The 15,485-nt window shown below is 39.5% G+C and carries 8 protein-coding genes; 2 read left to right on the forward strand and 6 right to left on the reverse strand.

The features are described from left to right. Positions 1 to 5: 5 nt before the first annotated feature. On the reverse strand, positions 6 to 3,470 hold the full coding sequence (locus tag VYM24_RS02840; RefSeq protein ID WP_330941390.1) for a SusC/RagA family TonB-linked outer membrane protein: 3,465 nt from the start codon (positions 3,468 to 3,470) through the stop codon (positions 6 to 8). A 396-nt stretch (positions 3,471 to 3,866) separates the two neighbouring features. Next, on the reverse strand, positions 3,867 to 4,082 hold the full coding sequence (locus VYM24_RS02845) for a hypothetical protein (RefSeq protein ID WP_330941391.1): 216 nt from the start codon (positions 4,080 to 4,082) through the stop codon (positions 3,867 to 3,869). 331 nt (positions 4,083 to 4,413) lie between these two features. Between VYM24_RS02845 and VYM24_RS02850 the strand changes: the two genes are divergently transcribed. Both VYM24_RS02850 and VYM24_RS02855 read left to right on the forward strand, forming a co-directional pair. Next, complete coding sequence (locus tag VYM24_RS02850; RefSeq protein ID WP_425286626.1) at positions 4,414 to 5,595, forward strand: ATP-binding protein; 1,182 nt, start codon at positions 4,414 to 4,416, stop codon at positions 5,593 to 5,595. Between the two features lie 108 nt (positions 5,596 to 5,703). Continuing rightward, positions 5,704 to 7,020 carry an ATP-binding protein gene (locus tag VYM24_RS02855; protein ID WP_291551110.1) on the forward strand — a complete coding sequence of 439 codons (1,317 nt, stop codon included), beginning with the start codon at positions 5,704 to 5,706 and terminating at the stop codon, positions 7,018 to 7,020. A 102-nt stretch (positions 7,021 to 7,122) separates the two neighbouring features. On the opposite strand, the gene VYM24_RS02860 is transcribed toward VYM24_RS02855, so the two are convergent. The 4 genes from VYM24_RS02860 to VYM24_RS02875 all read right to left on the reverse strand — a co-directional run bounded on the left by VYM24_RS02860 (position 7,123) and on the right by VYM24_RS02875 (position 15,482). After that, entirely contained in the window at positions 7,123 to 8,565 is a 1,443-nt protein-coding gene (locus VYM24_RS02860; RefSeq protein ID WP_330941392.1) for a glycoside hydrolase family 10-like protein, read from the reverse strand. Positions 8,566 to 8,662: 97 nt separating this feature from the next. Continuing rightward, positions 8,663 to 10,075 (reverse strand): DUF4623 domain-containing protein, encoded by a 1,413-nt coding sequence (locus tag VYM24_RS02865; protein ID WP_330941393.1) that lies wholly within the window; start codon positions 10,073 to 10,075, stop codon positions 8,663 to 8,665. A 52-nt stretch (positions 10,076 to 10,127) separates the two neighbouring features. Next, entirely contained in the window at positions 10,128 to 11,990 is a 1,863-nt protein-coding gene (locus VYM24_RS02870; RefSeq protein WP_330941394.1) for a RagB/SusD family nutrient uptake outer membrane protein, read from the reverse strand. A 12-nt stretch (positions 11,991 to 12,002) separates the two neighbouring features. Continuing rightward, complete coding sequence (locus tag VYM24_RS02875) at positions 12,003 to 15,482, reverse strand: SusC/RagA family TonB-linked outer membrane protein (protein ID WP_330941395.1); 3,480 nt, start codon at positions 15,480 to 15,482, stop codon at positions 12,003 to 12,005. Positions 15,483 to 15,485: the final 3 nt, after the last annotated feature.

A 15,485-nucleotide genomic window follows, 5' to 3' on the forward strand; every position in this document is an offset into this window, starting at 1 on the left:
TGAATTTAGAAGGTTAATTGAATACCGATAGAGATTGTGCGGAAAGTAGGAGTACCAATGCCTACACGACCACCGGCATAATTGCTTGTACTGCTGTTAGTCAGATATTCATAGTCTGCGGTTTTTAACACGGCTGCTTCGGGGTCAACAGGAGTACCGTCCAGGTGATCCCAGGTGAAAAGATTCTCGCAAGAAGCATAGATACGTGCTTTCTGGATAAGGGCTTTCTTGGTCAGATGAGCGGGAAGCGTATAGCCTACGGTGATGTTCTTCAAACGCAGGTAAGCCATATTCAACAAGTAGCGATCGGAGTAACACATGTTAAATGAATTGGTTTCATTACCCATGTTGACTGCACGCGGATAGAAGGCATCTGTGCGATCTTCTCTCCAATAGTCGGTGCTGAATCGTTTAGCGATGGCACCATCACCGGTATTGAAACCTGCCAGTGTCAGTGAAGAAGATCCCCACATGTCACATTTGCCCACGCCTTGGAAGAATAGTGAAAGGTCAACCCCCTTCCAGTCTGCGCCTATGCGGAAACTGTACTGGTATCTCGGAGTGGAGTTACCAATAACCACTTTATCACCGTGGCTGTCGATAGTATTGTCACCCGATGTGATTTCACCATCACCGTCAAGATCCTTGTACATTACGTCACCCGGACCGAAGACAAGGCTTCCAGACTGTAAATAAGCTTGGTTATGGGCATTCGGATCTTTCAGCTTATTGATTTCTACTCCTGCGCCTTTGCCCGTAGTTATTTTCTCTTTAACTAAATTACCGTCAGCATCATAAACAAAGTCATCTTTCTGATAAAGACGCTCCACTTTGTAGCCCCATATGTCACCGTAACGTTTGCCTTTATAGTTGCTGTCCAAACCAGTCACATTACCGTAGTTATCAATAATAGTCTTAAAGTCACTTAATGTGGCATTGGCTGTGATGCGCAAACCGTTTTTAAATTGATGGCTATAGTCAAGACCGATTTCCCATCCATCGGTATGCAGGTTACCATAATTTCCTTTTAATGAAGATGTTCCGTAAGAAAAAGTTAAATCTTGGTTCGGAACAATCATGTTTTCTGTCTTGCGGCGGAACCAATCAAACGTCACTCCAAGTTCTCCATTCAGGAAGCGGGCATCCAATCCGATATCGAAAGTGGAGATGTCCTGCCAAGTGATATCACGGGCTACGGAAGTGGGAGTTCCTACGTAGTTGAGGAGATTGCCGTCTCCGCCAATCCAGCTGACTGTGGAGCCGGAAGATATGGTGGAAACATACAGTGAATTGGGTACGGACTGGTCACCAATCTTACCCCAGGATGCACGCAGTTTCAGAGCCGACACGGCTTCTTTGATGGACTGCATAAAAGCTTCCTCGCTTACGCGCCATCCTGCAGAGAATGAAGGATACCAACGCCAACGTTGATCTGCGCCAAAGACGGAAGTACCGTCATAACGTAGGTTGGCTTCCAATAGGTATCTACCTGCATAGTCATAGTTGATACGACCGAAATAGCCTAACTGAGCATTCCAGTCTTTGTCACCATATACATATTGCTCTCCGGTAGCAAAGTTGAACTGAGGATTCTCTACGTCGTTGACCTGCATTCTGCGAGCTTGGCTGTACTCCATGTCGTAGGTTACGCGGTTCATACCAAGCATGAACTTCATGTTATGGTCTTTCAAGAAATTCAATTCATAGGTAGTATAGGCGTTGATGGTGTTACGCATGGAGTTCTCGGTATATCGATCCAAACGGTCGACTCCCGAACCTGCGCCCGTATAAGTACTCATTACTAAATCATAGGCGGGCATATTCTGACCATAGTAATTTACAGTCACTTGATTGCCATTGGCATCCAAGCGCGGTGTTGCGCCACCCCAAGTATTGGCTGCCGTGAAGCGGGTACCAGGACGTAACCAGATATATTCTTGGTTAGCGTGCGAATAATCAAAATCAGCCGTCCATCCCTTCAAAATGTTCAGATGAAGTCCCACATTAATATTGGTATAGTTACGAGTCATCTTGGCGGTATTGGCTTGACTAAACTCAGAGGCTGGACTACGAAGCTCGTTGCCGTTTTCATCTATTCCCATCGGATAAATGTCACTCCAACGGTAACAATAGTACCAAGGATCGAATACACCTGTGGCATTATAAGGATAGCTTTTTTCACGCTTTGAATAGATAGCACCAGCTTTTAGAGTAATCCATTTGTTGAATTCAGTAGTTAGGTTGATAGAAGCGTTGTAACGTTTAAAGTTGTCTTCTTTAGCAGCCTTATTCATACCGTCTTGATCCAAATATCCCAAACCGATATTGAAAGTCGTTTTTCCGCTTTTCCCATTTACCGAGAGATTATGGGTTTGGGCTACAGCTACGTCTTTAACCAAGTAATCATATGGGTCATAATGGCGTACACCGATTTTTCTGTTGTTGGCATCAAGATACCAGTCACGTCCATAGACAGTAGGATCATTCTTACCCACGGTACCGCCGTAAAGTTTTTCCCACTCTTTGGACCGTTCAATACCTTCACGGGTAATGTAGAAAAATGCACCGGCAAGTGTACCACCAGTACGTTCTGCCGCATCCATAATATACTCCATACCACTAATGCCCCCAACATTACTGTCTTTAGCTACGGTTTGGAAAGCCACGTTTCCAGAGTAATTAATGGTTACTTTATCCACTGTGGCACCTTTTTTGGTTGTAATTAGGATAACACCAAACGCAGCCTTTGAACCATAAATTGAAGAGGCTGCCGCGTCTTTCAATACAGAGATTGATTCGATATCATCTGGATTTACCAAACTAATGCTGGGGATTTCTACATTATCCATCAATATAAGTGGTTTAGAATTACCTTCCAATGAGGCTATTGCACCACGAATCCTAATGTTGGGGTCTGTACCAACTTCACCCGTTGGAATGGTAATAGTCAGACCAGGAGTAGTGCCTTGTAATCCACGTCCTACATCTGCAATAGGGCGGCTATCCAAAGCCTTTCCTACATCAACTGTAGCTACGGCACCTGTCAGATTAGTTCTCTTTTGTGCACCATAACCTACAACAACAACTTCTGATAGCATTTCCGCATCCTCTTTCAAGACTATTTTCATATTCTTAGTTGCCTTAATGTCTAACGTTTGATAACCAACGAACGAAATGCGAAGTACCGCTTCTTGTTTTACATTTAATGTAAATTTACCGTCAATATCTGTAACTATACCATTAGTAGTCCCTTTTTCCACTATGCTGGCACCGATAACCGGTTCCCCCGTGGCGTCCACTACCAAGCCTGTAGCAGTGATAGTCTGCAATTGTTCCGTCACACCTGCAACAGTGCTTGGTACTGTTGGGGTAGCCAGCACATTACCGCTACTTAATAACAGTGAACTAATAGCCACTGCCGTGAGGAGTTTGCTGTATGCTAATCCTCTTTTTTTTGAATCTTCATTCATAAAAGGTTGATGATTTTGATATTAACTAAAATATTTTCTTTGAAATCTAGGTAAAAAGATAGTAAGTTTAGGAATAACCGAAGCTATTTCTTCTGATCAGATATTTTTTTTCTCCATAGGCATTCCTCTATTTATAGGTTTAACTTATATTTCATCTCTCTTATTTTAATTACACATTTGCTAAGTTCCAAGAGAACATTGCTGAGTTTTTTATGGTAAAAAGAATATAATAACACCTGTTGGTAGAATTATTTTTTTTCTTTCGGGTTATGAATTAAATGAAGTATCATCCTATACCCACTATTTAATCTGAAAATATTCTTTCAGTTCTTTCAGGTCTCAGCGAATTCCTTGTTCATCGGCGTTACGGCTGAAATTTCCAACCTTATGACTGTTTCAGGCATCTTTCAGCCGGAATGCCGATGCACAGAGCGTTTGGAGAGAACTGAAAGCCTGCAAGAAGAAATAGTTCACTGCTTTCTGTTGAAAGCAAGCAATGTTGTGATCTGGAACAAGTAATGTTGTGATCTGGAACAAGTAATGTTGTGGATGATTACATTGCTTGTTCTTATCCACAACAAGCAATGTAATTTCAGGCAAGTCTGATTTCATCCTGTTCTTTTAGCGTCTATATATCGGTGACGTTGGACATATAGATACTACACATCCGGTATATAGATGCGACACGTCCGATACACTTATCCTTTATGCCTTGTTTTTGTATTAAATAGAGGATCATTTAATTAAAGCCCATTTAATTAGCTAATGCCAAATCATTCTTTGTGTTTTTCTTATTAAAAAAGTTATTTAGCTCTTTATTATTTGCCTATATTCCGATTTGTGGTATATTTGCCAATAAACGGAACCTGTTTTGTGATATTTTGCCAATAATCAAAACATAAAAGTAGTTATCATGGAATGATATCGTAGTATAATCGAAGATTTGAAAACATGGAAACGCAACCCAGAGAGAAAACCTCTTATTTTAAAAGGGGCTCGTCAAACTGGCAAGACATGGATTATCTCACAATTGTCCTTACTGACCGATTACCCTATCTTACCCAATGAGACATTGCTCATTTTCGATGAAATTCAAGAATGTAATTCTGCCTTAAATTCATTAAAGTACTTTTATGAAGATTCACCCGAATATGTTGTAGTAGCTGCCGGTTCATTATTGGGCGTAGCTTTAACTAAAGGGGAAGCATTTCCGGTAGGCAAAGTTGACTTTCTCGATCTATACCCCCTCACATTCAAAGAGTTTCTGAAAACAGCCAATGAGAAACTATATAATTACGTGGAAGAACTGTCCGAGATATCGGCTTTACCTCAATTTATTACAGACCGCCTTAGCGAGTTGTACCAGCAGTATTTGGTAATAGGTGGCATGCCTGCCGTCATCAACAGTTTCCTTGAAAACAAAGGCATGGAAAAAGTCAAAAAGGAACAACAGGCAATACTTAACGCCTATATTTTAGATTTTTCAAAGCATGCTGAAAATAAGGATATTCCCCGTATTATCCATATATGGAATTCTATCCCAAGCCAGTTAGCCAAAGAGAACCGGAAGTTTGTTTATAAAATGGTCAAACCCGGCGCTCGTGCCCGTGATTATGAAGACGCTCTGCTTTGGTTGGAAAGCGCAGGTTTGATTTATCGGGTGTTTTGTACTACTAAGTCCTTTCTTCCTTTAAAAGCTTACGATGATTTGTCTGCATTTAAGGTTTATTTATCTGATGTCGGATTATTACGCGAATTGTCCGGTCTTCCGCCGGAGGCTATCTTTTTAGGAAATGAGACTTATACGGAATTTAAAGGTGCTGTTGCCGAAAACTACGTTTTGCAAAGTTTAGCGCCTCAATATGACATCCTTCCACGCTATTGGACTTCTTTAGGAAAAGCGGAAGTCGATTTTATCATTCAATCCGATAGTGACATTATCCCTATTGAAGTAAAAGCTCAAACCCATTTGGGAGGTAAAAGCTTATCTGTTTATGATGTAACCTATCATCCGGTATGCAAGTTGCGTTATTCATTAAACAATCTGAAGCAAGACGGGACACTGATTAATATTCCTTTATATTTAGCGGATTGGACAAAAAAGATAAGATCTTTCATTTCATAATCATTTGCTCATTATCCCTTAATCCTTATCTTTGCATAATTAAATAGCCATTAAATTAATAGCCATTTAATTAGATAAGATCTAATTGGCAATGTTATAATATAGATTATGAGATTCTACAATCGAGAAGAAGAGATAAGATTAATCCGACGGACAGAAGAAAAGTCACTTTCATCTGCCTGCTTTACAGTCATTATGGGGCGTCGACGCGTAGGAAAGACCACCTTGTTGCGTAAAGCTCTTGAAGGGAAGCGGTACATTTATTTGTTTGTCTCGCGCACCAATGAAGCTTTACTATGTGATACCTTTAAAAAAGAAATAACGGATAAATTGTCAGTTCCTATTTATGGTACTCCAACCCGTTTTATTGAACTGTTTGAATTGCTGATGCAACATGCTGCCAGAGAACACTTCACTCTTATCATCGATGAGTTTCAAGATTTCGAACGTGTCAATCCATCCATTTTCAGCGATATACAAAACCTTTGGGACAAATATTCCCCTCAGGCTAAAATTAACTTTATAGTCTGTGGCTCTATTTATTCTTTAATGAAGCACATCTTTGAAGACCGCAAGGAGCCATTGTTCGGACGTTTAACCTCTAAGTTTATATTGAAGCCATTTAAAACTTCCGTGCTTATTGAAATTATGCAGGAGTACAACTCCGTATTTACGCCGGAAGACTTGTTATGCCTATACACATTGACCGGTGGAGTGGCTAAATACGTAAGCTTGCTAATGGATGCCGGTGCTTTCACCAAGGATTCAATGATAGATTTTGTGACGCAATCGGATTCTCCGCTTCTGACAGAAGGTAAGGATATGCTGATTCAAGAATTTGGACGCGACTACAGTACTTATTTTTCTATTTTACAACTGGTTGCCTCCGGGTGTACACGCCAAAGTGAAATAGACAGTATCATTGGAAAGAATAGCGGTCCCTATTTGAAAAACCTCAGCGAAGATTATTCACTCATTCAGAGACAGCTTCCTCTTTTAGCTAAACCGGGAACCAGAAATCTACGCTGGTTTATGTCCGATAACTTTCTAAATTTCTGGTTCCGCTTTATTTACCCTCATCAGTCCGCCATCGAACTGGAAAAGTACAGCCAGCTAAACGAATATATCAAAAGTCATTACGTACAATATAGTGGATGGATGTTGGAAAAGTATTTCCGGGAAAAAGTTGCAGAAACTATGAATGTTACTCAAGTGGGTAATTATTGGGATACTAAAGGAGAAAATGAGATTGACCTGATTGCACTGAATGATTTCGAGAAGAGTGGTATTGTTGCTGAGGTAAAGCGTAATTCGAATAAAATAAGTTATGCTGTTTTGACAGAAAAGGTAGCTAATTTGCCTAAAGAGTTTGCAAAATACAATTTGAGTCAAAAAGGATTTTCATTGGAAGATATGACGAAGTAATATTATATGGAATTAATAATCGAATAGGAGAAAACTACTTGTGTTTTCTCCTATTCCTTTTACTGTATATTTTTTACTCAATATTTAGTGGATGAGTTTATTTTAATAAGTCACTGATTCCGATAAATCACTTTCTGCATTTTTCTTATTAAGTGCTGTAATAAAATAAGTTCCTCTTTCATTCAACTTAAATGTAGTTTCTTTAGTGATTCCCACTAAACTGGCAATTTGGTTGATTCCATTGTCTTTATATATTGCGTAATAAGCAGCCTGCACTCCATTCCATGACATATTACTCCCATTTATATGGATATTAGTAGGGGTATCGGGCTTTTTGGCTACAGTTCTACCTAAATAGGGAAGTAAAACAGGGGTTTTATACACATTCCTGATTACGTTCATAATCCCGACTTTGTTTTCTACCAAGTATTTAACGCTGTACAATACACTTCCTTTAACTTTAGATTTTGTATTTGCAAAATCAAATTGTTTTTTCAGATCGTCAGATGACTGGAATATACTACCGTATTTTGGATCTCCGAATTTGTAAATGCCATAGCCTACTAAAAAATGATTCTCGTAAATATATTGCGACCACAAATCTAATCTTTGATTAAAACTATTCACATCTGTACCCGTAGCAAAGTATAGTTGCGGAATAATAACATCTACCCAACCTTCTTTTGACCACTTTTTTACATCTGCAAATAGAGTATTATAATTACTATCCATATTGGCAGCAGGACTGATTGAAAAGATAACGTCAGGGCGAGTCTCAATAATAGTCTTTTGAATATTCTGTATCACTACATTCACATTATTTCGTCTGAAATCATCAATGTTATTAAATTGGCTCTTTCCATATTGCTCGTATTCCGCATCATCATTCATCTTTTCTGATGCTTCTAGCGATGGATAAAAATAATCATCCATATGGATACCATCAACATCATACATAGTAATGATTTCCTTAACGATCTGTGTGATACGAGTCTGCACTTCGGGTAAAGCCGGATTGTAAATCCGAATTTTCTCATAATCCTTAGTCAGCTTTGCCGGTATTTTAGGATCCAACTGAGGAAATGAGGAATTTTTATTTGCTCGGGTAGAAATACGATAAGGATTTAGCCAAGCATGGAATTGGATATTTCGTTTATGGGCTTCTTCAACCAGAAATCCCAAGACATCATAAGATGGCTTTGTGCCGGCAGTCCCTGTGATATACTTACTCCAAGACTCGTATTGCGAATCATAAAATGCATCTGCCATTCCCCTAATTTGGAAGAATATTGCATTCATTTTATTCTCAACCAATAAATCCAGATAATTGATATACTTCTGCTTTTGAATACCAGCATTATACTCTTCCATCGGCCAGTCGATACCCCAGGCAGTGGTCACCCACACTCCCCGCAATTCCTTCTTAGGTAAGGCTGAAGGCGTATTCTCTTCTGGGGGTGGTATAATATCATCGTCATTCTCTTTACTACAAGACGCGACAAATGCGATGAAAATAATCAAGGTTAGATATTTCAAATATTTCATTCTTAAATTCAGAATAATGAAGCCGTCTAATTCTCACTTATTAGACGGCTCCTATGTTAATACTATAATTTATTTGATTAAAAAACGAAGACAATCATCAATCTTCTTCCTCTTGTTTGATAGGAAATTCACAGATTACAAATCCTGAATCTGTACGCGAACCGAAAATGCAGAGCTTGGCATCCTTTCCATTTTCATCTTTCTCTATACGATAATCAGTCTGTGCAAGAGCTGCTCCGTTACCGCTTCCACCCAAGATGAATTTATAATCAGGATTATGATTATCTCCTTCATCAAACTTTTGCATTGCTTCAGCTACTGTACTTCCCTTAGTCAGATTGTAAACAACTAAAGAAGGAGTTGCTTTGGATGCACTTCCTTGTCCGGCACTGCAAACTATCAGATAACGTTCCTCATTAAAAGTAAATATTCTGGGGGCAACCGCTTCTGTTTCTAAGTTCGATTTGTTCATAGCATATTTGCTTCCAAGAGATTCATCAACCAATGTAACAGGTAATCTTACTCCTGCCCATACATACTGGTCTGTATCTTCTATCCTATATACATTGGTAACCATAGTAGCATCGGCACTTGAAGTCAAAACTTTCGGTTCGCCTATTGCTTTATGATTGCTTACAGTCAGTCTCAAAAATTTAGTAGATGCATTATCTCCAAAGAAGATAAATCCATTACCATTTTTATCAATGTTGACTGATATATTATCTCCATGCCTGTTACCAGCTCCAGGAATATCCGATACTTTGATATCAGCAATTACTTCAGGTTTAGAAGTAGGTGTATCCCAATAATAAATCTTTAATGGTGATGCTTGAGAACCTGATAAGGATGCAATATATACATGTCCATTTGCCAATGCTCCCATATTATAAGAGAAAGTACCACCTGTTACACCTGTAAGGTCCAGCATCATCGGTTTAGTTTCTCCTTTCTTCAAGTCAGATACTTTAAGAAGATGAGGAGCAGTTTTTCTACTGACAATCAATACATGTTCACCATCATAAGAAGCGCATCTTGTTAACTGGCTTCCATAATCAGGATAAATATTATCTCCGGAAAAGTCATATATAGTCGGCTTTTCAAAATCAGCTCCGAATACTGGAATTCTTTTCCTTACTCTTATAAAATATTCTTTATACCTCTTTTGATTTACTATCCGAAGAACCAAAGTCTTAGAAGCTGTTTCTTCATCCATAGAGAAGTCCAATACAGAGTTTTGAAGAGTCGCCCCTTCAGAAAGTTTTGCATCTAAATTCAGAGCAGAGAAATTTGTTGTCATATCCAAACGAGGGAAATTGATAATTTTGTTGTCTTCATCAATGGTTCCTTCTACAACCGTATTGCCATCTGCACCTGCATTGGTTATTTTAATGGAAAGAAGTTCGGTGTCATAAGGTGCTATATGGCTTTTCGGATAATCCTCATCACAGGATGCCAAGCCAAGCCCCAGCAATACAGCAAAAAATCCTATATTTCTTATTAATTTATGCATAATCTCATGTTTTAGTTTTAAATAATTTCCATGATTTCACTGATCCATATTGTCAGTTGATGCCGGTTGGCCAACCTTCTGTTTGAGTCAAGGTATATCCCTTATTCTTATAGTCCGAAATTTGATTCGTACCAATAGGAGAAAGATACGGATTAACATTAGGAACATTCAGGAACGGCAGTCTACCCTGATTCTGTGTAGGATAGAAAAAACCATTCATCTTGGCAGCATTAGTTCCATCGTATGTCGTAAAGCTTCCGTCCTTGGCCATTACTCTGAGTTTTCCTTTATTCTCATCCTTCAACTCGCTTTTTACCTCATTGTTGAAATTAACCCAAGTACCAATCAGCAAATCTTCATTCTTATCGGTGTCCATGTATTCCAGTTTTTTCCAACGTCTCAGGTCAATGATACGTGAGAACTCAAAAGCAAATTCCATTCTTCTTTCCCGTCTGATTTCCCAAAGTAGTGCCGATACGGTAGGATCTCTATGAGGATCTTGGGGGAGCGCATCCAGCTTCATTTCAGCTGTCATAGTTACTCCTAAAGCTTTGGCTTCTTCTGCCACTGGTCTTTTGCGAATCTGATTGATAGATATATCTATATCAGATTGAGAAACCTCTGTACCCCCCAATGTTGCAAGTTCAGCTTTTGCTTCAATCCAGTTTAGCAGGACTTCGGCATAGCGCAGCACCGGATAACCGGTCACATTTTTCTCACTCTGGAATTCCGCAGCCGGAGAGCCACCGCTTTCAATATAGCTCAGTCCGCTTCGTGGAATAAATTTCGTTACATATAAATAGCTACTCTTGGCCCTTGGAGTGGGTTTGGTATAGAAGCTGGCTTCAAACCGAGAATCTCTTGTTTTAATCAGATTGCTAAGAGTGAAATCATCTACATTTTCTAAAGAGGAAGTTTGCCAATCTTTACCATCTGTGCAAATGAACGCTTTAATCAAATCCAGGTTTGGACCAACATCAGTAGGATCATTCATATTACAAGTCGATGCGATGGAATGCGTAACGTTTTGACCTGCATCATATTTTCGATATAATATGCAATCCTTACTGTTGGTTAAGTCTGTGGAACCGAATAATTTGCGGAAATCTTCAACAATACCATATTTACCACTATTCATAACCATTTCCGCAGCAGCAACAGCTTGGTCGAAGAACTTTTTAGCCCGTTCGTTATTTTTGTAATAATATTTCTGCCAGCTTGCCTCAAATAAAGCCCATCTTGAAACCATGGCAGCTACAACATAACGGTTAACATATTGCCCTCCATCATTTAAACGAACATTCTGTAATGCATACTCAAAATCATTATAAACTGCATCCATAACTTCGTTTCTCGGAGTACGATCTTTGTATAAACCGTCCTTATCCGTATTCTGCACTTCTGTATCGTAATAAGGAACATCGCCGAAAACATTTACCAGACGAGCATATTCCAATGCTCTGAAGAAGCGTCCGACGCCCATCCAATGGTTGTATTGTTCGTTTGTCAGTATTTCCGGCATCAGATTAGTAATGCGATCAATCATAACATTTGCTTTTCTAACCCAGGCAAAATTCCATGTAGGACCGGTAAATTCACTTTGCCACATCATATCCAGACTTGTACTTCCCTTAGATGTAGGAACCGTACGACCGAATTGCGTTTGAGTGGACATTCTCACCGCATCGTCATTAAACGTATAATTGACGTTAGGAGCATAAGTTGTTGTATACTTTAAGCCATACCCTACAAAGAAGTTTGTGTAAAAAGCGTTAGCATATAGACGTACTCTATCTTCATTGGTCCAATATGCATCATCCTCAGCCGTAGTCAATGACGGGCGGTCGAGCACATCATTACAGTTCGTAAACAATAAAACGAAACCGGCCAAAATTATAAATATTTTTAATTTCATAATAATTCTATTTTAGAAGGTTAATTGAACACCACATGACAAGCTTTTGAATACCGGTGTACCGGTACCTGTACGTCCAAGGTTATAGTTCGTGGAGAACATAGAATATCCTGATATGGCTTCCGGGTCAATAGGTAATCCTCTCAGGTTGTCAAATGTAAAAAAGTTCTCCAGTGACATATAGACTCTTGCTTTGCTGATGTATATCTTTGATAAGATATTTGTCGGGACAGTGTATCCCAATGTAATATTCTTGATTCTTAAATAAGACATATCCAGTAAATAACGGGATTGTTTTTGCATAGCAAATCCAGTATTGCTGCCACCTAAGTCCCATGCTCTGGGATAGAAAGCGTTGGTGCGTTCTTCTGTCCAATAGTCGGTTGTAAAAGTTTTAGGCAATGCACCTTCCTTGGCGTTATATCCCGGGATTGCCAACTGGCCATTACCCCATATTTTACGTTTTCCAATCCCTTGGAAATAGATGGAGAAGTCAAAACCTTTATAGTCGGCGCCCAATCTGAAACTGTATTCATAACGAGGAGTAGTATTACCGATGACAGTCTGATCACCCGGATTGCCATTTGTACTGGTTCCCGGAGTGATGTAACCATCACCGTCAAGATCTACAAATTTGGTATCACCAGGAGAGAATATCAGCTTATTTCCATCTTCATAATGCACCTGATAAACCGGATACTCTGAAGATTGCTTATAGGTGGTACGGGCTGTTCCGTTATAAATAACGATAATCTTTTCAATCTGGCCGTCTGCTCCATATACAAAGTCTTCTTTTTGGAATAACCTGTCGGTTACAAAACCATAAATATCACCATAACGTCTTCCGGTTGAGTAGGTAGTTCCTAAACTTCGATCTTCCCACGGGGTCAAGTAATCGGCCCCTCTTGTAATAAAAGTTGAGGCGTCTGATATAGAAGCCGTTACATTAATGCCTAATCCGTTGGCAAAACGATGATTGAAATCAGCTGACAATTCCCAACCTTTAGTTCTCAGGCTGCCATAATTCCCACTGGGAGCAGCTGCACCAAGAGTTACCGGTAGGCTTTCACCAGGAATAATCATGTTCTTCGTATCACGTTGAAACCAGTCGAAAGTTACTCCGAACTTGTTATTGAAGAATCTGAGATCAATACCGAAGTCCAGTGTCTCGATTTGCTGCCAGCTGATATCGCTGTCGACCAATGAGGGAGTACCGAACATAGGTATTTTATTTCCACTTCCATCCAGCCATGATGATTGACCATCTGACAATATGGATTTATACAGAGTGTTTGAAACGGATTGGTCACCAATACTACCCCACGAAGCTCTAAATTTACCGAAACTTAAGATATTATTAATAGGTGCCATAAATTTTTCGTTGGTAAATACCCAACCGGCAGAGAAAGAGGGGAACCACTTCCAACGCAAATGCTCGGGGAACTTAGATGAACCATCCCGGCGTATATTAGCTTCAATGAAATATCTGTCTTCGAAAGAATAATTGAGACGACCGAAAAAGCCTAACTGTGCTTCCCAGTTGCGGTTTCCTTCAATAAACTGATCTCCGGATGCCAATGGGAATTGTGGATTTGTCAAATCAATTAGATTTGTTTTCCACCCTTTATATGAACTCCATTTATTGGTAACCCTGTTCATACCTGCCATAAACTTGAAAGCATGTTGCTTTTCCGGACCCAACAACAAGTTGTAAGTAGTATAAATATTAAAAGTATTGTTGTCAATAGATTTGCTGTTATTGCCTACCTGGCTGGTACTTGGACCGGAACTGTTGTAATATTTGTTCACAGGGAAGCAATATGCCGGCATACCGTCGGAATCTACTCTTTCTCCTTGTTCGTTAACATACACCTGACTGCCATTCTCTATCCAGGCAGTGGGAGCATACCACATTTCTCCCGCTTCATATTGCATGACGGATGAATTAGTTTCAGTAGTTTGCCTGTCATACGTATAGTCAAACTTAACATCCCAATTCTTGGTTAAATTCAATGTAAAACCTAAATTAATGTTGTAGTATTTATTTTGTAAATTATCTGTATTTGCAGCTGCCATTTCATACGTAGGCTCCTTCAAAGGGTTACCATTTTCAGTTACTCCCATAGGCATTAGCGGACTCCAACGATAAAGATACAACCATGGGTCGGCAGTTGTATTTCCAATTCCCGGATAGCGTTTGTTACGATCTGAATAGATTGAGCTTGCTCTTACAGTAATATACTTATTGATTTCTGAAGTGACACTAACTGAGGCATTGTATCGTTTAAAGTCATCTTTCTTAGCCGTTTTCGACATACCACTCTGATCCAGATAGCCTAACCCGATATTGTAGCTGGTCTTACCACTCTTGCCATTAACAGACAGGTTATGAGTCATTGTCGGTGTCCAATTTTTAATCATGGCTTTAGCACCGTCATAAAGTCTGTATCCGTATTTATCTTTTCCGTCATAAAACCAGTCGCGACCATATACTACCGGATCATTCCATTTTACTTTTCCACCGTATAGGTTTTGCCATTCAATAGCCTTTTCCAAACTTTCAGGACTAATACGCCAAAAACCACCGGCTGGCATTGGTTCTCTTCTGTTTGTTTGCGCATCCAGTGTATATTGTAAGGCTTCTATACCACCAATCTCGATTTTCTTAGCTGGGTCTTGCCAAGAGAAGTTGTTCGAGTAGCTTACTTCAAATTTATCACTTTGCGCTCCTGATTTTGTGGTTATCAGGATTACGCCAAATGCAGCTTTTGAACCGTAAATAGAAGATGAAGCAGCATCTTTCAAAACAGAAATGGATTGAACATCATTAGGATTCACCATCTGAATACTTGGAATCTCCACATTGTCCAATAAGATGAGTGGGGTATTGTTTCCTGAAATGGAACCAACCTGGCCACGAATTTTAATCAAAGGGTCTGATCCTACTTCACCGGTTGGAATCGTGATATTAACTCCCGCTACTGCACCTTGTAGTCCACGGCCAATATCGGCGATAGGACGACTGTCTAATGTCTTATTTACATCAACTGTTGCTACTGCTCCTGTCAAGTTAGCTTTCTTTTGCGTACCGTAACCTACCACTACTACTTCTTGCAGTAATTCACTATCCTCTTTCAGAATAATTTTCATAGTCCGGGCAGCTTTCACCTCCTGAGTCTGGTAGCCTATGTACGAAATCTTTAAAATAGCTCCTGGCTTTACAGTCAGTGTAAATTTACCGTTAATATCCGTAATACCGCCATTTGTAGTTCCTTTCTCTATAATACTGGCTCCAATAACAGGTTCACCGTTAACATCTACAACCAAGCCGTTAATCGTTTGAGTTTGTAGTTGCTCTGTCACTTCCAAAGGGCTATCGGAGGTAACTTGAGTAGCTAATACATTTCCACTGTTTAAAAACAGCGTACTAATAGCTACTGCCATGAGGAGTTTACTATGCGTTAATCCTCGTTTTTTGCGATCTTCATTCATAAA

The organism is Bacteroides sp. MSB163 (assembly GCF_036416795.1).
GTDB classification, from domain to species: domain Bacteria; phylum Bacteroidota; class Bacteroidia; order Bacteroidales; family Bacteroidaceae; genus Bacteroides; species Bacteroides maternus.

Bases quoted from the DNA above. Each gene is read 5' to 3' on its own strand.
- VYM24_RS02860 (WP_330941392.1), bottom strand. From the start codon at position 8,565: ATGAAATATTTGAAATATCTAACCTTGATTATTTTCATCGCATTTGTC.
- VYM24_RS02865 (WP_330941393.1), bottom strand. From the start codon at position 10,075: ATGCATAAATTAATAAGAAATATAGGATTTTTTGCTGTATTGCTGGGG.
- VYM24_RS02845 (WP_330941391.1), bottom strand. From the start codon at position 4,082: ATGAAATCAGACTTGCCTGAAATTACATTGCTTGTTGTGGATAAGAAC.
- VYM24_RS02840 (WP_330941390.1), bottom strand. From the start codon at position 3,470: ATGAATGAAGATTCAAAAAAAAGAGGATTAGCATACAGCAAACTCCTC.
- VYM24_RS02855 (WP_291551110.1), top strand. From the start codon at position 5,704: ATGAGATTCTACAATCGAGAAGAAGAGATAAGATTAATCCGACGGACA.
- VYM24_RS02870 (WP_330941394.1), bottom strand. From the start codon at position 11,990: ATGAAATTAAAAATATTTATAATTTTGGCCGGTTTCGTTTTATTGTTT.
- VYM24_RS02875 (WP_330941395.1), bottom strand. From the start codon at position 15,482: ATGAATGAAGATCGCAAAAAACGAGGATTAACGCATAGTAAACTCCTC.